The sequence below is a fragment of the Tardiphaga sp. 172_B4_N1_3 genome (genome assembly GCF_052076035.1).
Taxonomy (GTDB): domain Bacteria; phylum Pseudomonadota; class Alphaproteobacteria; order Rhizobiales; family Xanthobacteraceae; genus Tardiphaga; species Tardiphaga robiniae.
In genome coordinates, this window is sequence record NZ_CP197238.1 from 4395928 (window position 1) to 4416560 (window position 20633).

Annotated in this window: 17 protein-coding genes; 7 read left to right on the forward strand and 10 right to left on the reverse strand. The window is 62.6% G+C overall.

Annotation, left to right across the window (positions count from 1 at the left end):
- The first annotated feature begins 56 nt into the window (after window positions 1–56).
- Window positions 57–2786, forward strand: coding sequence for a bifunctional diguanylate cyclase/phosphodiesterase (locus tag AB7783_RS20805; protein ID WP_441278686.1), 2730 nt, complete (start codon window positions 57–59; stop codon window positions 2784–2786).
- Between the two features lie 68 nt (window positions 2787–2854).
- Here the strand turns inward: AB7783_RS20805 and AB7783_RS20810 are convergent, their stop codons facing one another.
- Genes AB7783_RS20810 through cobS form a run of 4 tightly spaced genes read right to left on the reverse strand, consistent with a single transcriptional unit; the run spans window position 2855 to window position 7291 of the window.
- Window positions 2855–3907 (reverse strand): esterase-like activity of phytase family protein, encoded by a 1053-nt coding sequence (locus AB7783_RS20810; protein WP_441278687.1) that lies wholly within the window; start codon window positions 3905–3907, stop codon window positions 2855–2857.
- A 50-nt stretch (window positions 3908–3957) separates the two neighbouring features.
- Window positions 3958–5859, reverse strand: a complete 1902-nt coding sequence (gene cobT, locus AB7783_RS20815; protein ID WP_441278688.1) for a cobaltochelatase subunit CobT — start codon at window positions 5857–5859, stop codon at window positions 3958–3960.
- Between the two features lie 9 nt (window positions 5860–5868).
- Window positions 5869–6279 (reverse strand): GNAT family N-acetyltransferase, encoded by a 411-nt coding sequence (locus AB7783_RS20820; RefSeq protein WP_441278689.1) that lies wholly within the window; start codon window positions 6277–6279, stop codon window positions 5869–5871.
- A 4-nt stretch (window positions 6280–6283) separates the two neighbouring features.
- Window positions 6284–7291, reverse strand: coding sequence for a cobaltochelatase subunit CobS (cobS, locus tag AB7783_RS20825; RefSeq protein ID WP_068729504.1), 1008 nt, complete (start codon window positions 7289–7291; stop codon window positions 6284–6286).
- A gap of 299 nt (window positions 7292–7590) precedes the next feature.
- Here cobS and AB7783_RS20830 point away from each other — a divergent pair, with 299 nt between their 5' ends.
- Together AB7783_RS20830 and AB7783_RS20835 are read left to right on the forward strand one after the other, a co-directional pair.
- Window positions 7591–8241, forward strand: coding sequence for a DedA family protein (locus tag AB7783_RS20830; RefSeq protein WP_441278690.1), 651 nt, complete (start codon window positions 7591–7593; stop codon window positions 8239–8241).
- 139 nt (window positions 8242–8380) lie between these two features.
- Complete coding sequence (locus tag AB7783_RS20835; protein ID WP_093757526.1) at window positions 8381–9343, forward strand: acetyl-CoA carboxylase carboxyltransferase subunit alpha; 963 nt, start codon at window positions 8381–8383, stop codon at window positions 9341–9343.
- A gap of 12 nt (window positions 9344–9355) precedes the next feature.
- Here AB7783_RS20835 and AB7783_RS20840 read toward each other — a convergent pair whose 3' ends face one another.
- The gene (locus tag AB7783_RS20840; RefSeq protein WP_439060013.1) at window positions 9356–10303 is read right to left on the reverse strand and encodes a GlxA family transcriptional regulator; all 948 of its coding nucleotides are present in this window, start codon (window positions 10301–10303) and stop codon (window positions 9356–9358) included.
- 122 nt (window positions 10304–10425) lie between these two features.
- Here AB7783_RS20840 and AB7783_RS20845 point away from each other — a divergent pair, with 122 nt between their 5' ends.
- On the forward strand, window positions 10426–11253 hold the full coding sequence (locus tag AB7783_RS20845; protein WP_231078888.1) for an SDR family NAD(P)-dependent oxidoreductase: 828 nt from the start codon (window positions 10426–10428) through the stop codon (window positions 11251–11253).
- Window positions 11254–11316: 63 nt separating this feature from the next.
- Here AB7783_RS20845 and AB7783_RS20850 read toward each other — a convergent pair whose 3' ends face one another.
- Window positions 11317–12255 carry a peptidylprolyl isomerase gene (locus AB7783_RS20850; RefSeq protein WP_089267776.1) on the reverse strand — a complete coding sequence of 313 codons (939 nt, stop codon included), beginning with the start codon at window positions 12253–12255 and terminating at the stop codon, window positions 11317–11319.
- Between the two features lie 368 nt (window positions 12256–12623).
- Between AB7783_RS20850 and secA the strand changes: the two genes are divergently transcribed.
- Window positions 12624–15470, forward strand: coding sequence for a preprotein translocase subunit SecA (gene secA / locus AB7783_RS20855; RefSeq protein ID WP_441278691.1), 2847 nt, complete (start codon window positions 12624–12626; stop codon window positions 15468–15470).
- Between the two features lie 202 nt (window positions 15471–15672).
- Window positions 15673–16380, forward strand: coding sequence for an MgtC/SapB family protein (locus AB7783_RS20860; RefSeq protein WP_309942303.1), 708 nt, complete (start codon window positions 15673–15675; stop codon window positions 16378–16380).
- A 30-nt stretch (window positions 16381–16410) separates the two neighbouring features.
- Here the strand turns inward: AB7783_RS20860 and AB7783_RS20865 are convergent, their stop codons facing one another.
- Together AB7783_RS20865 and AB7783_RS20870 are read right to left on the reverse strand one after the other, a co-directional pair.
- The gene (locus tag AB7783_RS20865) at window positions 16411–17931 is read right to left on the reverse strand and encodes a L,D-transpeptidase family protein (RefSeq protein ID WP_441278692.1); all 1521 of its coding nucleotides are present in this window, start codon (window positions 17929–17931) and stop codon (window positions 16411–16413) included.
- A 398-nt stretch (window positions 17932–18329) separates the two neighbouring features.
- A complete protein-coding gene (locus AB7783_RS20870; RefSeq protein ID WP_089267780.1) occupies window positions 18330–18986 on the reverse strand; it encodes a J domain-containing protein in 657 nt (218 codons plus the stop codon).
- 137 nt (window positions 18987–19123) lie between these two features.
- On the opposite strand from AB7783_RS20870, the gene AB7783_RS20875 reads away from it, so the two are divergent.
- Window positions 19124–19396, forward strand: coding sequence for a BolA family protein (locus AB7783_RS20875; RefSeq protein ID WP_441278693.1), 273 nt, complete (start codon window positions 19124–19126; stop codon window positions 19394–19396).
- Window positions 19397–19563: 167 nt separating this feature from the next.
- Here the strand turns inward: AB7783_RS20875 and AB7783_RS20880 are convergent, their stop codons facing one another.
- Window positions 19564–19791, reverse strand: a complete 228-nt coding sequence (locus tag AB7783_RS20880; protein ID WP_068729526.1) for a formate dehydrogenase subunit delta — start codon at window positions 19789–19791, stop codon at window positions 19564–19566.
- Window positions 19763–20620: a formate dehydrogenase accessory sulfurtransferase FdhD gene (gene fdhD, locus AB7783_RS20885; RefSeq protein WP_309942296.1), complete on the reverse strand. Its 858-nt coding sequence runs from the start codon at window positions 20618–20620 to the stop codon at window positions 19763–19765. The genes AB7783_RS20880 and fdhD overlap by 29 nt, the downstream gene beginning before the upstream one ends.
- Between the last annotated feature and the right edge of the window lie 13 nt (window positions 20621–20633).

Here is a 20633-nt window from a genome sequence, read left to right on the forward strand (position 1 = left end):
GCCCGGGTATTCCTATGCACGAGGGGTAGGAATTCATGCGGCTGCTGGGGAGGCGAATGACGAACGACGTGCGCGCTTCAGCGCCGGGCTCTGCCGAACATGGCGATGGACGCTCGACGACACGTCGCGCGCCAGTGCGCTGGCTCGTGCTCGTTGGCGCCGTGCTGATCGTCACCATTGCCGCAGGCACGGCGATGACCGTGAACAATTTCCGTCAGCGCACGATCGACAATTCCAACCGCGAACTCGAAAACACTGTGCTGCTGCTCAGCCGGCATTTCGATCAGCAGTTCCAGGATCTCCAGCGCATCCAGAAGAGCCTCACGGCTCATCTTCTCGCCAATGGCGTGATGTCGGTTCACAGCTTTGCCAGCAGCATGTCGAGCTATGAGTCCCACATGATGCTGAAGTCAAAGGTGGATGATGAATTCGTCAACGACATCACCGTTCTCGATGCCGAAGGCCGTCTGGTCAACTGGACAGGAGCCTGGCCCGGACCGGATCTGGTGCTGGCCGACCGTGAATATTTCCAGAAACTCAAATCGCAGACCTTCACCCAGGACGAAGAGATCGTGCAGCCCGTCCTGAGCCGCATCACCGGCCGGTGGAAGACGCTGTTCGCACGTCGCATTACAGGGCCCAAGGGCGAATTCTTCGGCATCGTGACGCGCAGCGTCGAACCGCAGCAATTCGAAAAATTCTTTGCCTCCGTCTCGCTCGGCGAAAACGGGACCATCGCAATGTTCCACCGCAATGGCACGTTGCTGGCGCGATACCCGCAGACGCCCTCGTCGATCGGCAAGGTTTTCAATAGCGGCCCGCTGCTGCAGCATCTGCGCTTCAGCGACGCGCCCGCAACCATCCGCACCGTCAGCCCCATCGACAATATCGATCGGCTCGGCTCGATCCGCCTGCTGCAAAACTTTCCGGTCGCGCTGGTCGCAACCACGACGGTCGAGGGCACACTGGCCAACTGGCGCGACCAGACCAAATTTCTCGTGACCCTCGCGACGCTGTCGGCCCTGATCCTGGCAGGTCTGCTTTATCTGATGATCCGTCACATCCAGCGGCAGAACCGTGCAGCACAGTTGCAGATGACGCTGGAGAAGAACCGCCTCGATACCGCCATCAACAACATGACGCAGGGCCTGCTGCTGTTCGACGCGCAGGCGCGCGTGGTGGTCTGCAACCAGCGCTATCTCGACATGTACGGGCTGTCGCGCGAGGTCATCACACCCGGCCGACCGTTCCGCGACGTGATCGCGCATCGCAAGGACACGGGCTCATTCGCTGGCAGCGTTGACGCCTATGTGGCGGAAGTGTTGCGCGACGTCGGGCGGTCGCACATCCAGATCATGCAGACCGCCGATGGCCGCACCATCCAGATTTCGTCGCGGCCGGTGGCCGATGGCGGCTGGGTTGCGACCCATGAAGACATCACCGAGCGGCGCAATGCCGAGGAGAAGATCGCGCATCTGGCGCATTACGATGCGCTGACCGACCTGCCGAACCGCACGCTGTTCCGCAACGAGCTCGAACGCGAATTGAAGCGCGTCGCGCGCGGCGCGCAATGTGCGGTGCTCTATATCGACATCGACGAATTCAAGGGCATCAACGACTCGCTTGGCCATCCCGTCGGCGACGAACTGCTCAAGGGCATCGCGCTGCGGGTGCGCGGCTGCGTGCGCGGCTCCGACGTGGTGGCGCGGCTCGGCGGCGACGAATTCGCCATCGTGCAGACCGGTGTGGAGAGCCATTCCGATATCACGGATCTTGTCGGCCGCATCTATGATGCGATCCGCCAGCCATTCGATTGTCTCGGCCACAGCCTGCTCACCGACGCGTCGATCGGCATTGCGCTGGCGCCGCGCGACGGCGCAGACCTCGATACGCTGCTGAAGAACGCCGACCTTGCGATGTATGGCGCCAAGGCCGACGGCCGCCGCACGTTCCGCTTCTTCGAGCCCGAAATGGATGCGCGGGTGCAGGCCCGCCGCTCGCTGGAGCTTGAACTGCGTCACGCCGCCGGTGATGGCGGCTTCGCCAAAGGCGGCTTCGAAGTCTATTATCAGCCGCTGCTGACGCTGCGCGACGACACCATCGTGGGCTGCGAGGCCCTGCTGCGCTGGCGTCATCCCGAACGCGGCATGATCTCGCCGGCCGAGTTCATTCCGGTCGCCGAAGATATCGGCATCATCAATGAGCTCGGCGAATGGGTGATGAACACCGCTTGCGCCGAGGCTGCCAACTGGCCCGACGACATCCGGGTGGCGGTCAATGTCTCGCCGGTTCAGTTCCGCTGCGCGTCGCTCGCCCTGAAGGTGACCTCCGCCCTCGCCGCGTCCGGACTGCCGGCGCGGCGACTGGAGCTCGAAATCACCGAGGCCGTGCTGATCCGCGACGACGAGACCGCACTGGAAATCCTGCACGGGCTGCGCGAGATCGGCGTGCGGATTGCGCTGGACGATTTCGGCACCGGCTATTCGAGCCTGAGCTATCTGCAGCGTTTCCCGTTCGACAAGATCAAGATCGACCGTTGTTTCGTGACCGATATCGCCGATGCACAGGGGTCGTCCTCGATCGTGCAGGCCGTGGTCAATATCGCGAGTTCGCGCAACATGACGACGACGGCCGAAGGCGTCGAAACGCCCCGGCAGAAGGAGCTGCTGCGCGCGCTCGGCTGCACCGAAATGCAGGGCTATCTGTTCAGCCCCGCCAAGCCCGCAGGTGAACTGCGCGACTTGCTGATCGCCCATCAGGCCAAGCAGTCCGAGGCTGCGGCCTGACCTCCCATAGCGTTTTCGAGCGAAGTGGATGCCGGTTCGCATTAGGAAAACGCGTCAGAATCAAGACTCTATTCCAGCAGCGTGAACTGCATCAGCAGAGTTCGCTGCAGCATCGAGAAATTGTCGTCCGAGATCAGCGTCAGCACTGTGTCGCCCTCCGGCGTCACATGGACATCGAGCCCTTCAAAATTGTCGATCTCGTAGCCGAGATCCGCATCGAAGATGGTGGGACCGTCGATGACGGCCTCCGGCACGATCGATGCGAGGGGAATGCGGCGGATGCGGACGCCGGTGTCGCCGAACAGCGAGAACTTGCGTTCCAGCAACAGCAGATCGCCGGAGGGCAGCAGCGCCGCATCGCTGATGTCGTAATTTTTGGTGCGGCGGACCGAGAAACTTGCCGGCACCTTGCCGCCGATGATCCAGGCCGCAATATTGCCGGCGCTGTCTAGCCCGCGTTCCGAGATCGCCAGCAGCATGCCGGCCAGCGGCGAGGTCTTGAACCTGTCCCTGCGCACCATCACCAGCGCTTCGAGACTGCCGTTGCTGGGCAGCTTGCGCATGCCCAGCGGCTGCGGGATCGGCTCCCCCCGGGCGCGCACGCCATCGCGGCCGAAGTCGAATTTCAGGATCTGATGCACGCGTTCGAGGCCGATATAGACCGTCGGTCCGTCCACCGCGATCGCCTCGGTATCGTACCAGCCGCGCGCGGTGATCGGCCTGCCGTCGGCGCCCAACATCGGCGCCGCCTCGACATCGATAATGCCGACCATGGCATCGCTGCTATAGGCGATCTTGCCGGTGAACCAGTTACCCTTGTCGCTGATGGCGATGAAACCCTCGCCCTTGTCGTCCAGGCGAAGACCGGAGATGCCGCCGAAGTCCTTGTATCGCGACGTCAGGACCAATCCGCTGCGATATTGCAGCGACCCGAACCTTGTATGCGCGCGATCACGCGTATCGAAAGCCGGGATCGGCCGCGCTTCGATCTCGATCGACACCGTCGCACGGGCCGATGGCGTTGCCGGCACCGGCACGGGCTGCGCATGGGCAAGCGACGGCAGCGCGGCTGCTGAAGCCGCGACTGCAAGAAAGTGACGACGGGTGAGATGAGCGGTCAAGCGATGGCCCTGGAGGATGGGTAGAGCAAAGCAAAACCCATCCTGTAAGCCTAATGCGTTCTGCGTCGCCGACCATGGGTCGGTGCCGGCCCTGCCGTTTCGCTGAACAATTCAGCCAGCTTCTCGGTAATGGCGCCGCCGAGTTCTTCGGCGTCGACGATGGTCACAGCGCGGCGATAGTAGCGCGTCACGTCATGGCCGATGCCGATGGCGATCAGTTCGACCGGCGAGCGGGTCTCGATCTCTTCGATGATGTGGCGCAGGTGGCGTTCCAGATAGTTGCCGGGATTGACCGACAACGTGCTGTCGTCCACCGGCGCGCCGTCGGAGATCATCATCAGGATCTTGCGCTGCTCGGGACGACCGAGCAGGCGCTTGTGCGCCCAGTCGAGCGCCTCGCCGTCAATATTCTCCTTGAGCAGACCTTCGCGCATCATCAGGCCGAGATTCTTGCGCGCGCGGCGCCACGGCGCGTCCGCCGACTTGTAGATGATGTGACGGAGATCGTTAAGGCGGCCGGGATTGGCCGGCTTGCCGGCGCCGAGCCACGCTTCACGCGACTGCCCGCCCTTCCAGGCGCGCGTCGTGAAGCCGAGGATTTCCACCTTGACGCCGCAACGCTCCAGCGTGCGCGCGAGAATGTCGGCGCAGGTCGCAGCGACCGTGATAGGGCGACCGCGCATCGAACCGGAATTGTCCAACAGCAGCGTCACCACCGTATCGCGGAACGTCGCTTCCTTCTCATGCATGAAGGACAGCGGATGATGCGGGTCGGTCACCACGCGCGACAGGCGCGCGGGATCGAGGATGCCTTCCTCGAGGTCGAAGTCCCAGGCGCGGTTCTGCTGCGCCATCAGCTTGCGCTGCAGGCGGTTGGCGAGGCGCGCGACGACGCCCTGCAGATGTGCGAGCTGCTTGTCGAGATAGGAGCGCAGCCGTTCGAGCTCGTCGTGATCGCAGAGGTCTTCGGCTGCGATGACTTCGTCGAATTTCGGCGCGAAGGCGTGATATTCGGGACCGCGCGGCTCGTTCGCGCCGCGCGAATTCGGACGCGTAGCTTCGCCGGGCGTTTCGTCGTCGCCCATCTCGCCGTCTTCGTCGAACGTGTCCGATGCAGACGCCTGCGCGCTCTCCATCGAACTGTCAGACATTTCGTCGGATGACTGCTGCGCATGATCGGCGCTCATTTCCTGCGAGGCGTCGCTTTCGGGCGAGCCTTCGGCGCCGGCCTGATCGTTCTCGCCCTGGCGCTCATCGTCCTCGCTCTCCTCGTCGTCCGGCTCGGCATTGCGATCATCGCCGAGCTCCAGCGCCGACAGCAGGTCATGCACGGCATCGCCGAACTTGGCCTGGTTCTCGGCGAACCGATCGAGCTGGTCGAGGCGATCGCTGATCTTGTCTTCGAGGACCGGACGCCAGAGATCGACCATCTTCTTCGCGGCGGCCGGCGGCGCCATGCCGGTCAGGCGCTCGCGCACCAGCATCGCCAGCGCATCGGCCAGCGGCGCATCGGCGCGGTCGGTGATTTCGTCGAACTTGCCGCGATGGAAATGATCGTCGAGCATCGCCGTGAGGTTCTTGGCCACGCCGGCCATGCGGCGCGACCCGAGCGCCTCCACGCGGGCCTGCTCGACGGCTTCGAACACGCCGCGCGCCTGCGGATTCCCCGGCATCAGCTTGCGGTGAACCTTGGGATCGTGACAGGCGAGTTTGAGCGCGATCGAATCCGCGTGGCCGCGCACGATGGCGGCGTCGCGCTTGCTCATTTTTCGCGCGGGTTCAGGAAGACGGGCTTTGCCCGGTGAGAGACCCGGCCGCTCGGCCGCGAAGGTCACTTCAAGCTCCGGCGCTTTGGCGATCGCGCGCAAACACGACGTCACCGCGCGCTTGAACGGCTCGGTCGGCGCTTCCTTGGAGCCGGGGCGGAATTTGTTTGTGGTCGTCGTGCTCATCGCCAGTCCCTACAGCGCCTTGGTAAACCAGTGGCGCGTCACGCCGCCTGGATAACCATCAATGGTGCCTAAAGCTTCATAGTCACAGGCGCGGTAGAAGTCTGGCGCCTGAAAACTCATCGTATCAACATAGGCACGCACCGCGCCGAAGTTTCGCGCTTGATCCTCGATCGCTTCGATCAGCGCCTTGCCATGACCCTTGCCGCGAAACTGCTGATCGATCCAGAAGAGCTGGATGAACAGCACGGTCATCCAGACTTCGCCAACAATGCCGCCGACGACCTCTTTCTTGTCGCGCAAAGAGACAGCGAAGCTCTTGTGCTTCTGCTTCCCCATCTTCTCGACATTGTAGCGAAACAGGCCACCTTGAACCGCGCGCTTGGTTGCTCCAATCGTGCGCTCCACGGTGACCTTCGCCATCACATCAGCTCAGCGCCACATTCACCGAGCTTTCCGCCAGCTCTGCATTGAAGCAGCGCTGATAGAATTCGGCCACCAGCGGACGCTCGAGTTCGTCGCACTTGTTCAGGAAGGTCACGCGGAACGCGAAGCCGATATCGTTGAAGATGTCGGCATTCTCGGCCCAGGTGATCACCGTACGCGGGCTCATCACCGTCGACAGATCGCCATTGGCGAAGGCGTTACGCGTGAGATCCGCAAGGCGCACCATCTTGTTGACGATGTCGCGGCCCTCGGGGTTCTGATAGTGCTTGGCCTTCGCCAGCACGATCTCGACTTCCTCGTCATGCGCCAGATAGTTCAGCGTGGTGACGATCGACCAGCGATCCATCTGGCCCTGATTGATCTGCTGCGTGCCGTGATAGAGACCCGACGTGTCACCGAGACCGATGGTGTTCGCGGTCGCAAACAGACGGAACGCCGGATGCGGCTTGATCACCTTGTTCTGGTCGAGCAGCGTCAGGCGGCCGGAGACTTCCAGCACGCGCTGGATCACGAACATCACGTCCGGACGGCCGGCGTCGTATTCGTCGAACACCAGCGCGACATTGTGCTGCAACGCCCAGGGCAGAATGCCGTCACGGAATTCGGTGACCTGCTTGCCGTCGCGGACCACGATGGAGTCCTTGCCGACGAGGTCGATACGGCTGATGTGGCTGTCGAGGTTGACGCGCACGCAAGGCCAGTTGAGGCGCGCGGCGACCTGCTCGATATGGGTCGATTTGCCGGTGCCGTGGAAGCCCGTGACCATCACGCGGCGGTTGCGCGAGAAGCCGGCGAGAATGGCAAGCGTGGTGGCGCGATCGAACCGGTAATCGGGATCGGTGTCCGGCACATGCGGATCGGATTCGGAGAAGGCAGGCACTTCGAGGTCGGAATCGATGCCGAACAATTTGCGCACCGACACCATCTTGTCGGGAATGCCAATCAACGCGTCGGTCTTTTCTTGCAGTTTGGTCGAGGCGGCGGTCATCAATCCTCCGTGGTCCCGGATATCCCGAAACCAGTCTAGTAATGGCTGCGGATGGGGTGCTTTGTGGAACGTATCAGAGAGCCGCGGCTGGACAAAGCCCAGCTCTTCATCAAAGTTCCCGAATGTTATCATCGAGATAGGTTCTAACGGCAATTTTTGGAAGTCTGCCCTGCGAATCAGCCGATGCTCCGGGTCGATCAATTTGCAGCGGTATTTGGGGATCGAACGGCGCGGCCGGCCATTTCAATCATATATGCTGTCACAGTTGGCTGAGGCACCCCGCGCTGGATCGGAATTTCGTGACGTCCTTCATCGATGCCCTGACCCATTTTGTCGCCGCGCATGCCTGGCTGGGCTACCTCACTATTTTCCTCGCTGCCTTGCTGGAAGCCGTGCCGGTGCTCGGAACATTCATCCCAGGCACCACGGTCATTCTGGCGCTGAGCGCCCTGATTCCGGCAGGCGACCTCGATCTCGTGGCGGTGCTGGCGGCCGCCGTGGCGGGCGCCGTGCTCGGCGACGGGAGCGCGTTCTGGATCGGGCATGTCCGGCAACGGCAACTGCTCGACGCGTGGCCGCTTTCGAATTATCCGGGCGTGGTGGCGCAGAGCGAGGCCTTCTTCCATCGCTTCGGCACGCTGGCCGTGTTCCTCGGCCGCTTCGTTCCGCCGATCCGCGCTTTCGTGCCGGTCACGGCCGGCGCTCTGGGGACCGCACCGGCGAAATTCTATGCCGTAAACATCCCCGCAGCATTGCTCTGGGCGCCGGCGCATGTGTTGCCCGGCGTGCTCGCGGTGTCGGTGCTGGACCGCTATGGCGGCATTGCCGGCCTCGAAGGCCAAGCCAAACACTACTGGATTCAGGCCGTGATCGTGGCGGCCGTGCTGGCCGGCGCCACCATCTGGTGGTGGCATCGCCGCAAGCGCAACACAGCAATGGAAACGTCATAAAAAGGCGCTTGAACGTTGAAATATCTCTTTGATTTTTCAAAGTAAATGACACCTTCGCGGCTTGACTTGCAGCCCCGATTGACTTGAAAAGCCTGCACCGGCAGTTTCGCCCGCCGTCCGTCCTTCCCATATCCAGTGAATGTCCGAACCCATGCGCAGCTATCTCGACTTTGAAAAGCCCGTCGCCGAGCTGGATTCCAAGATCGATGAATTGCGCACGCTGGCCGCCAGCGGCAGCGACATCGGCGAAGAGATCGTGCGCATCGAGGACAAGGCCGTCGCCGCTCTGCACGAGCTCTATGCGAACCTGACGCCGTGGCAGAAGACCCAGGTCGCGCGGCATCCGCAGCGCCCGCATTGCATGAATTACGTGGAAGCGTTGATCACCGAATTCACGCCGCTCGCCGGCGACCGCAAGTTCGGCGAAGATGAAGCGCTGGTGGCCGGCTTCGGCCGTTTCCGCGGCGAGAGCGTCTGCGTACTCGGCCAGGAAAAGGGCAACACCACCGAGAGCCGCCTCAAGCATAATTTCGGCATGGCCCGCCCCGAAGGCTACCGCAAGGCGGTTCGCCTGATGGAGATGGCCGACCGTTTCAACATTCCCGTGCTGTCGCTGGTCGACACCGCCGGCGCCTATCCCGGCATCGGTGCGGAAGAGCGCGGCCAGGCTGAAGCCATCGCACGCTCGACCGATGCCTGCCTCGGCCTCGGCGTTGCCAATGTCGCCGTGATCATCGGCGAAGGCGGCTCGGGCGGCGCCATCGCCATTGCCACCGCCAACAAGGTGCTGATGCTGGAACACGCCATCTACAGCGTGATCTCGCCGGAAGCGGCATCGTCGATCCTGTGGCGCGACTCATCCAAGGCGCAGGAAGCCGCGACCAATATGAAGATCACCGCGCAGGATTTGCTGCGTTTCGGCGTGATCGATTCCATCCTGAAAGAGCCGCCGGGCGGCGCACACCGCGACCCCGCCGCCATGATTGCTATCACCGGCGACGCCATCGCCCAGGCTTTCAACGACATGCGCGGCATGGACGCGGCGACTATTCGTCAGCAGCGCCGGCAGAAGTTTCTGGATATCGGCCGCAAGATCGGCTGATCTGACGTTCTCTCACGCGTCCATCTGAGACCGCGCATTTCGGCGGATCACCTGCGGCGGCTGGCCATAGGCGCGCAGAAATGCGCGGCGCATGCGGTCACGATCGGCAAACCCCGTCTGCTGCGCGACGGTGTCGATGGGATGCCGGCTCTGCTCCATCATCAACCGCGCGGCCTCTAGCCGCAGATGCTCGACGGCCTTGGCAGGCGATTGGCCTGTCTCGGCGTGAAAGGCGCGGCTGAACTGCCGCGGGCTGAGATTTGCGGCATCGGCGAGATCATTCACCGTCAGCGGCTTCTGCAGGTTGTCGCGCGCGAAAGCGAGCGCCTTCTGGATACGGTCCGACTTCGGCGCCAATTCCAGCAGCGCGGAAAACTGCGACTGACCGCCGGCACGGCGGTGATACACGACCATCTTTTTCGCGATGTTGCGTGCGACGTCCTCGCCGAGATCAGCCTCGACCATCGCCAGTGCGAGATCGATGCCCGCGGTCATGCCGGCCGAGGTCCAGACCGGACCGTCATTCACGAAGATGCGGTCTTCATCGACCCTCACTTTCGGAAATTGCTTCTGCATGTCGCGCGCATAGAACCAGTGCGTGGTCGCGCGCCGTTGATCGAGAATGCCGGCTTCGGCGAGCACGAAGGCGCCGATACAGATAGACGCAACACGCCGCGCATGTTTGGGCGCCCGTCGTACGAAATCGATCAGGCCGGGCGTCGCAGATTCGACCGTCAGACCGCCGGCAATGATCAGCGTGTCATAGGCATCAGCCGCATTGAACGGTTCGGTGGTCAAACTCATGCCCAGCGAGGTGCCGACCTGACCGCCCCGCTCCGACAACACATGCAGATCATAGGTGGGCGGATCGGTCAGCATATTGGCCAGTTCAAAGACCGACATCGCCGCAAGGCTGATGGGCGAGCACCCCGGGGAAACAACAAGGCCGATGCGCTGCATGTGTTCGCTCCCTCAGGACAAAACGTCCTAAAACGCTGTTTATATGACATTTGAGACATGCCCGCGCAAGACTAGGTTTCCTGACACGGCCGCTGCGGCCGAGAGCATTCAGGAGAACGACAATGACGATTTCACATCAGGGTACGGCACTGATTACGGGCGCCTCGACGGGTATTGGCGCCGTTTATGCGGACCGGCTGGCCAGGCGCGGCTATGATCTCATTCTGGTGGCGCGGAACCAGGACCGCCTGGCGGCCCTCGCCAAGCGACTGACCAGCGAGACCGGACGATCGGTCCGCACGCTGGCCGCCGATCTCGGCAACAAGGCCGATCTGGCAAAGGTCGAAGCCGCGCTGCGCGACGATGCGAGCATTACGATGCTGGTCAACAATGCCGGAGTCGGCGCGGTGGCACCGTTGCTCAATGCCGATGTCGACAAAATGGAAGACATGATCACGCTGAACATCACCGCGCTGACACGGCTGACCTATGCCGCCGTGCCCGGCTTCGTCGCGCGCAACAAAGGCACGATCATCAACATCTCGTCGATCGTTGGTATCGGTGCAGAAATCCTCAACGGCGTCTACGGAGCCAGCAAGGCCTATGTGCTCAGCTTCAGCCATTCGCTGGTGCATGAACTGGCCGACAAGGGCATCCGCGTGCAGGCGGTGTTGCCGGGCGCAACGGCCACCGAATTCTGGGACATCGCGGGCTACCCGCACCAGAACATGGATCAGGCCACAGTGATGCGCGCCGACGACATGGTCGATGCTGCATTGGCCGGCCTCGACCAGGGTGAGCTCGTCACCATTCCGGGCCTGCAGGACGGCGCGAACTGGACCCGCTTCGAAGCAGATCGCCGCGCCCTCTCGACCAAATTCGGTCATGCGACGCCAGCGCCGCGCTACCACGTGACGCAGCGGCAGCGTGTCACCGAAACGCAGGCCTGAAGCCACGCACAGGCAGCAAAAAGCCCGCCCTCTCGACAGAGGGCGGGCTTTTCGGGTCCAGAATTACTTCTTCGCCGGAGCCATCTTGCTGTCGGCCGGCTTCGGCGCGTCCTTGGCGGCAGGCGCGGCGGGTGCCGCCGGAGCAGGCGTTGCGGCGGCCTGATCGATACGCTCAACCTTCGCACCTTCACGCAGCTTGGTGACGTAGTCGGCCTGCGCCTTGCGCACGACATACTGTTCGATCTGCGGCTTCACCTGGTCGAATTCCGGCGCCTTGCGGTTGCGCTTTTCCTCGACCTTGATGATGTGCCAGCCGAACTGCGACTTCACGGGGTCCGAGATCTTGCCCGGCTCCAGCGCGAAGGCAACGGCGGAGAATTCCGGCACCATCTGGTCCTTGGTGAAGAAACCCAGATCGCCGCCATCGGCCGCGCCCGGATCCTTCGACTTCTTCTTGGCGAGTTCGGCGAAATCGGCGCCCTTCTTCAGCTCGTCGGCGACCGTCTTGGCCTCGGCCTCACTCTCCACCAGGATGTGGCGGGCATGGACTTCGGCTTCGCCGGTGATCTGCTTGGCCGCGTCCTCATAGACCTTCTTCATGTTGTCGTCGGTCAGGGCTTCCTTGCCTTCGACGGCCAACAGGTTGTCCATGAGCAGGCGGTTACGGGCGAAGGCCAGCTTGGACTTGAAATCCTCACGATCGGCGATCTTCTTGTCCTCGGCAGCCTTGGCGACGATCTTCATGTCGATCAGGAACGACAGCACATTGTCCTTCCGGGTCGCGGGATCCATCTGGGCGAGGCTCGGGCCGAGCTCTTCCTCGGCAATGGTGACGTCGCTCTGGCGGATTTCCTGGCCGTTGACCTTGGCGAGGACCGGATTGGCATCCTGCGCGTAAACCGGGAAACTGGTGAGAAAGGCCACCGCAACGGCGCCGGTCAGGGCAGCCAGGGTGCGGCCCGGGCGCAGGCCCGGCGTCAGGGCGAGCGATACGAAGGTCATGGAAAATCCTTATCTCGGATAAGAGCCTGTTGGGGACGGCGGACACTCTCCCAAACGTACCGTCTTGGCAACGCGAAAACTCTGTCAAAATGATGAAATCCTTGAGAGGTTCGCGCCGTTGACAACCCCCCACACGGGCCATATCTCTCCCCGACCGGGCCGGTGGCGAAGGCGCGATTTCGGCCGCGCCGTGGTCATTGAACCCCTGATTGCCCTGCTCCCACTCATCTCCCGGGGTCTTGCTTTTTTGGCGCTCCGCACCGGGGTCCAGACAGCAATCCGCCACAGACTTTGGATATGACGAGGCTGGGCGACCGCTGCACCATTCCACGGCCTTCGGGCCGCATTGCTAAAGACAGGATTTCGTGATGATCGGCGCGCTCGCCCGCAAGTTCTTCGGCTCTGCCAACGACCGCCGCGTCAAGGGATATCAATCGCGTGTTGCCGCGATCAACGCGCTGGAACCTGAGGTCGCAGCGCTGTCGGACGATGCGCTCAAAGTGCGCACCGCCGAGTTCAAGGCACAACTCGAAGCCGGCAAGACTCTCGACGATCTCCTCGTTCCTGCTTTCGCCACCGTTCGCGAAGCCGCCAAGCGCACCCTCGGCCAGCGTCACTTCGACGTGCAGCTGATCGGCGGCATGGTGCTGCATGAGGGCGACATCGCCGAGATGAAGACCGGCGAAGGCAAGACGCTGGTCGCCACCCTCGCCGTCTATCTGAACGCCCTCGCCGGCCAGGGCGTGCATGTCGTCACCGTCAACGACTACCTGGCCAAGCGCGACAGCGGCTGGATGGGCCAGATCTACAGCTTCTTGGGCCTCACCACCGGCGTGATCGTTCACGGCCTCGACGATGCCGAGCGCCAGGCGGCCTATGCCTGCGACATCACCTACGGCACCAACAACGAATACGGCTTCGATTATCTGCGCGACAACATGAAGTACCGGCTGGAGGACATGGTCCAGCGCAAGCACTTCTATGCCATCGTCGACGAAGTCGACTCGATCCTGATCGACGAAGCGCGTACGCCCCTGATCATCTCCGGCCCGCTCGACGACCGCTCGGAATTCTACAACACCATCGACACCTTCCTGCCCAAGCTCGAAAAGGTCATCGACTTCGAAGTCGACGAGAAGCAGCGCACCGTGACGCTGACCGAAGCAGGCATGGAGAAGATCGAAACCCTGCTGCGCGATGCCGGCCAGCTCAAGGGCGAGACGCTGTATGACGTCGAGAACGTCTCAGTCGTGCATCACATCAATCAGGCGCTGCGCGCCCACTCGCTGTTCAACCGCGACAAGGACTACATCGTCCGCGACGACGAAGTGATCATCATCGACGAGTTCACCGGCCGCATGATGCAGGGTCGCCGTTATTCGGAAGGCCTGCACCAGGCGCTGGAAGCCAAGGAACATGTGACGGTCCAGCCGGAAAACCAGACGCTGGCCTCGATCACGTTCCAGAACTACTTCCGCATGTACAAGAAACTGGCCGGCATGACCGGTACGGCTCTGACCGAAGCGGATGAGCTGTTCGACATCTACAAGCTCGAAGTCGTCGAAGTGCCCACCAATGTCGGCATCGGCCGCATGGACGAGGACGATGAGGTCTATCGCACCCAGGACGAGAAGCACGCCGCCATCCTCGCCGAGATCGAGCGCGCCAATGCGCGGATGCAGCCGGTGCTGGTCGGCACCGCGTCGATCGAAAAATCGGAAGTGCTTGGCGAGTATCTGCTCAAGAACGGCTACAAGCTGATCGACTTCACCAAGCCGAAGGCGATGGACAAGCTCTATGCGGCCGCGCGTTCCGGCAAGCCGGCGAAACTGTTCGCGGTGCTGAATGCGCGCTTCCACGAGCAAGAGGCCTATATCGTCGCCGAAGCCGGCGTCCCCGGCGCCATCACCATCGCCACCAACATGGCCGGCCGCGGTACCGACATCAAACTCGGCGGCTCGGTCGAGATGCGCGCGCAGATCGAAACGGCCGATATCGCCGACGAAGCCGAGAAGGTTGCCAAGATCGCCGAGATCAAGGCCGAGATCGAGCGCTTCCGCGAAATCGTGCTGAACGCCAAGGAAGTGGTCGAGATCGAGCCCGCCAAGGGCAGCAAGCCGGCCAAGACCGTCGAGAAGCCCGGCGGCCTCTACATCATGGGCTCCGAGCGCCATGAGTCACGCCGCATCGACAACCAGCTCCGCGGCCGCTCCGGCCGTCAGGGCGACCCTGGCCGGTCCAAGTTCTTCCTGTCGCTGGAAGACGACCTGATGCGCATCTTCGGCTCGGATCGTCTGGATACGATGCTGACGCGGCTCGGCCTGAAGGAAGGCGAAGCGATCATCCATCCGTGGATCAACAAGGCGCTCGAGAAAGCCCAGCAGAAGGTCGAGGCGCGCAACTTCGACATCCGCAAGAACCTGCTGAAATATGACGACGTGCAGAACGACCAGCGCAAGGTGATCTTCGAACAGCGCGTCGACCTGATGCAGAACGATAGCGTCGCCGAGACCGTCAACGACATGCGCCGCGCCTTCGTCGAGGACCTCGTCACCAAACACGTGCCGGAAAACCAGTATGCCGAGCAGTGGGACGTGGTCGGCCTGAAGGAAGAGCTCAAGCGCGTGCTCGATCTCGATCTTCCGGTCGACGAATGGGCCAAGGAAGAAGGCATCGCCGACGAGGAGCTGCTCAACCGTATCGAGCAGAAGGCCGACGAGCACATGGCCGCGAAGGTCGCCCAGTGGGGCCCCGACGTGATGCGTTACGTCGAGAAGACGATCCTGCTGCAGACGCTGGATCATCTGTGGCGCGAGCATCTGGTGATGCTGGATCACCTGCGTCAGGTCATCGGTCTGCGCGGCTACGGCCAGCGCGATCCGCTGCAGGAATACAAGGCGGAAGCTTTCAACCTGTTCGAGGCCATGATTTCCAATCTGCGCGAAGCCGTCACCGCGCAATTGATGCGCGTCGAAATCGTGCCGCCGGACGTGCAGCCCGAACTGCCTGTGATGGAAGCCCACAAGCTCGACTACAACACCGGCGAAGACGAAATGGCCTTCGCCAATGCGGCGCTGGCTCCGATGGGCCAGCAGCAGCCCGCCGTCACCCGCGATCCGAACAATCAGGACACCTGGGGCAAGGTTGGCCGCAACGAAGATTGTCCCTGCGGCTCCGGCAAGAAGTTCAAGCATTGCCACGGGCGGTATGCGTAAGCCGACCACCGGGTAAATCGCGAAGCCATCTGAAATCCCTCCCCGTTCGGGAGGGATTTTTCTTTGGGCTGTTGGTTCCACGCATTCACGCGGCCAAGCACTGCGCTGGACGACGCTGACGACGATTGGACAACGCGTCGCAGAGGACTAGCCTGTTTCATCGCGCCGACAAGAGCGGCCGCAGGAATGAGGGGGCGTGCCGATGATGTCCAATTCCGAAATGCTGATCCGCCTGATCTCCGCCGCGGCGCTCGGCAGTCTGATCGGTTTCGAGCGGGAGCGGCTGCTCTGGGCCGCGGGGATCCGAACGCATATGCTGGTCTGCGTCGGCTCCTGCCTGATCATGCTGGTCTCGCAATACGGCTTCTCCAACATCCTGCTCACGCAATCCAATGTCGTGCTCGATCCATCGCGCATCGCGGCGCAGGTGGTGTCCGGCATCGGCTTTCTCGGTGCGGGATCTATCCTGGCGCGCGGCGAGATCGTGAAAGGGCTCACGACAGCAGCAAGTATCTGGACGGTGGCAGCGATCGGGCTTGCGGTCGGCGGAGGATTGTATCTCGCGGCCGGCGCATCGACGGTGATCATCCTGATCATCCTCGTCGGTATCAAGCCGCTCGAGGAAGCCTATCGCTCGCGCAACCAGACCTGCATGCTGAAGGTGGAAGTCGAGAACAACGGCCTGACGCCGGAATTGCTGCGCGAGACATTGTCGCTGCGCGCCGGCCAGGTGAAGCGCTTCCTCGTGGAAAGCCGCGATCCCCAAGGCACCGACCAGCTCTCGATCCTGCTCAGCAAGGTGTCGTCACAGGATATCGCGAGCTATCCTTCGAAGCTGCAGGAGCTCGATGGCGTGCGTCAGGTGAGTATTGTCAAACGCGTCAGCGACCACGGCGCCAATCACACGTGAGCGATATGTCTGCAGGAAGAGCGACGCGCCTCAGCGCATCGCGGAGAAGCGATCCGTGAACGAATTCGCGGACACGACCGGGGCTGCGCCTGACAGCGCGGCTGTGCCGGCGCCGCCGCCGGAGGCCGGAGCGGATGGTTCGGCCGACAGCGTCGGCTTGAGCGGCGGGCGCGCGGTCGCGACGACCGGCGCAGGTGCGGCGGCCGGCTTCGCTGCTACGGAGGTAGACGCAGCGGGAGTAGTCGCAGCCGGAGCAGGCGATGGACCAGCCTTGCTGGCGGCAGCCTTCGGCTTCGCGGCCGGTGTCGGCACGGGACCGGCTGGCACCGTAGTTGCGGTCGCGGTCGTTTCCGAGCCGCCGATGCCGACCTTCTTGGCGAGATTGCTGAAGAAGCCACCATCCGACGAGGCCGACGCAACACGCGTGGAGGGCACGGCGACGACGGGTTCTTCCGACGCTGCAAACAGCGACGCCGAATAGGACGTCGAGGCCGCAGCATTGGCCTTCGGCGGATTGACGTGCGGCGGGATGGTGCCCGGTGCGCGCGAATAGGCGGCGGTCTGCACGCCCGGCGGCTCCGGATCCGACAGGCCGGTGGCGCCATCGGGCAACTTGGAGGCGAAGACGCGGTTCATGCCGCCGTCGATATCGGGACGGCGCTGTGCGACTGGCGTGCCCTTGGCAACCAGTTCGGCAATCTTCGCATCATCCTGCGCCTGCTTGGCGCTGACGGCATCGGCGATCTCGGACGGAATCTGGTAGACCGGGCACTTGGCCGAGGCATTGAACACCAGCGGCTTGGTCGATCCCGCAGGCGCAGCCGGATCGAACACATACTTGTTCTCGCAGAACTCGACCTTCGGCTCCTGCCGGGTCACTTCGAAATGATCATAGCCCTGCTTGATCATCTTCCAGAACGGCATGTTCGGGTTGTTGCGATGCTTGGCCATGTTGACCGGCGTCATCTTGAACGGAAACGCCGCGAACTGGAACGAGCGCTGCCCGCCGAAGAAGGACTCACGACCCAGCGAATAGATCTCGGCGATCTGTTCGTCGGTCATGGCGAAGCAGCCGCGCGACGAGCAATCGCCATGCACCATCAGTTGCGAACCGGTGCGGCCCAGCGACTTATCGAAGGCGTTGGGGAAACCTGTATTGAAGGATAGATAATAGGACGAGCGCGGATTCATCTGCGCCGGCGTGATCGCATAGAAACCTTCCGGTGCCTGGCGATCGCCTTCCTTGACCTTCGGGCCGAGATCGCCGGACCAGCGGCAGATCGGATAGGTCTTCAGCAGCGCAAACTGGCCGGAGCGGTTCTGCTTCCAGACTTCGAGTTCGGCTTCCTGCTTGAACACACGGACCAGCATCGGCGACTGCAGGTCCATGTCCTTTTCAGTCATCTCGGCGACGAGCTTGGGAGGAACGGGCTGGTTGGCCTTCGCGTTGCTGGCGAGCGACATATCTTCGCCGTTGCAGCCGGCCAGCACCACGCCTGTCGCAAGTACGACCGACGTCAGCAGCGCGCGAACAAGCGAGCGATGTTTCAAAGCCAAGCTCCGCAGCCGACGGGACGTCGACACCCCAAGGAATAAAGACAAATGAGCCCTTATTCGTACGCAAATATTAGCCTTAAGGCCCCTTGCTCGCAAGGCAACTGGCCGTGAGCAGCAGGTTCCGTTCCGGCGATGGTCAACAGAGATTGAAGATCTTAGCCGGGCGGAATTGCGGCGGTATCTGGCGGGAAGGCTAATTAAGCAGGCGGCGATGGGTTATGCTTAATAGTTTGGCAGCGCTCTCGGCCGTCATGGCCGGGCTTGTCCCGGCCACCCACGTCTTTGTTCACTCGCCGCCAAAGACGTGGATGCCCGGCACATCCAGCGAAGCTCGCTTCGCGCTGGCCGGGCACGACGAACATTGGCAATCGCGTGGACGATCTTGGAGCGCCTTACGAGCCCCGGACCACGGTCTTCAAGTAATTGTAAGCCTTGATGATTTCGATCAACCGGTCCTCGGTGGAGCGGTCGCCGCCATTGGCGTCGGGGTGGTGCTGCTTCACCAACGCCTTGTACTGCGCCTTGACGTCGTCGAGCGTGGCACTGGGGCCGAGACCCATGACCTGCAGCGCCTTGCGCTCGGCATTGAAGATCTTGCGGGTCTCTTCCTTGATCGGCTGCTGCGGCTTGCGGGCCCGGCCGCGCCCCATACCCATGCCGTTCATCTCGTTGAACATGGCAAACGGATCAATCGCGCCGTCGAGGTCGGGCTGCCCGGCCTTGGTTTTGTCCGCAGAGCCGTTGGCGCCCATCTTCCAGGTCGGACGATGGCCGGTCAGCGCATCCTTCTGGTACTTGGCGACCGCGTCTGGGGCCATACCCTGGAAGAAGTTGTAGCCCTGATTGTATTCGCGGACATGGTTCAGGCAGAAGTGCCAGTATTCCTTGTCCTGCGCACGGCCCTTGGGCGCGCGGTGCGGACCCTTGTTCTTGCACTCGGGCCACTCGCACATAATAGCTTCTTCGCGCGCAGCGGCCTGCTGCTTCGCGCTCAGCTTGTTCGGCTTGATACGGATGCTGTCGAAGAATTTGGATGAGTCGATGGGCATGGCTGACTATGACAACGCAATGCAAAAAGCTTCAAGTCTTGACATTCCGATTACCTCATTCGGCGCCCTGCGCCGCACCAATATGGTCGCCACATCGTGATTGACCATGAGCGGGGCAAACCGCTAAGCCGGCCATCATGACCATGAAAGATAACATCACAAAGAAGCTGACAGAGGCTTTCGCGCCCCTCAGCCTCGACGTTTCAGATGAATCGCATCTGCATGCCGGTCACATGGGCCACCGCCCGGAGGGTGAAACCCACTTCAGGATCAATATTGTGTCGGAGGCCTTCGAAGGGAAGAGCCGGATCGACCGCCATCGCATGATCAACGAACTGCTGGCGGCGGAACTCGCGGGAACGGTACATGCGCTGGCGCTGAAACCGCAGACGCCGCAGGAAGCGGGTTAGGTTTCGTCGCGGCACCCTAACCGTCATTCCGGGGCGCGAGCGCCACTTGGCGATCGCGAACCCGGAATCTCAGCATGGGAGTCTCCGACAGCGCCATGCCATGTCCAGATTCCGGGTTCGCGTGCGAGAAGACACGCCCGCGCCCGGAATGACGAGTGTGGGTTGAGCTACTTCTTCAGCGACGCGATCGCCTCAAGGACATTCGGCTTCAGCCCGGCGCCGCCCGCATCCAGATGTTCGAAGATCTTCTTCCGCATGCGCGGATCCCAGAACTTCTTGATGTGCTCGGCAATGCCGGCCACGGCGTGATCGTGGCCCTGGCTGTTGAAGAAGTCGCCGATCTGGTTGGCCATATAGATCAGCCGGTCAGGCGACGTCGATGTGTGGGTGTCCATGCTCTTGCCCTGATGCATCCGCGGTGACGCCGTGCTGACGTACGCGATGCTGATGTGTGAAAACTTCGAACCCGTCGCTGCGCGCGATCGCGGCCAACGTAATGCCTGCGGCTTCCGCCATGCGGATGGCCAGTGCGGTGGGGGCCGAGACCGACACCAGGAGCGGCGCGCCGATGGCAGCCGTCTTTTGCACCATCTCGACGGAGACGCGGCTGGTGAGCAGCACCATGCCCTGCCCTGCATCGACCTTGGCCTGCGCCAGCGCGCCGGCCAGCTTGTCGAGCGCATTGTGACGGCCGACATCCTCACGCAACGCGACGATGCCGTCGGCCGGCGTCCAGAACGCCGCGGCGTGCACGGCACGGGTCTGGATGTTGACCTTCTGCAGCGGCGACAGCGTCTCCATCGCCGCCATGATCTGGTCGAAGGAGAACACGCCGCCGGGCGCGACGATGGCCGCCGGCTTAACGGCTTCCGAGATCGAGTCGATGCCACACAGACCGCAGCCCGTCGGCCCGGCGATCTGCCGGCGCCGCGCGCTGATGCTCTCGGCCTTCTCGCCTGCGAGCCACATCCGCAGCTCAACGCCATCGTCGAATTCAACGGCCTCAAAACTCTCGATCTCGTCGATCGAGGTGACTACGCCTTCGCTCAGGCTGAAGCCATAGGCGAAGTCGCGATAGTCCTGCGGCGTCCCCATCATGACGGCATAGGTACCGCCATTATAGGTGATCGCCAACGCGGTCTCTTCCGGCACCGCACGCAGCCCCTCGCTGACGCCGGACTGGCGCCAGATCTTGCGGGGGACTGAGCGAACCGGCTCGTGCATGTCTGGTCTCCAG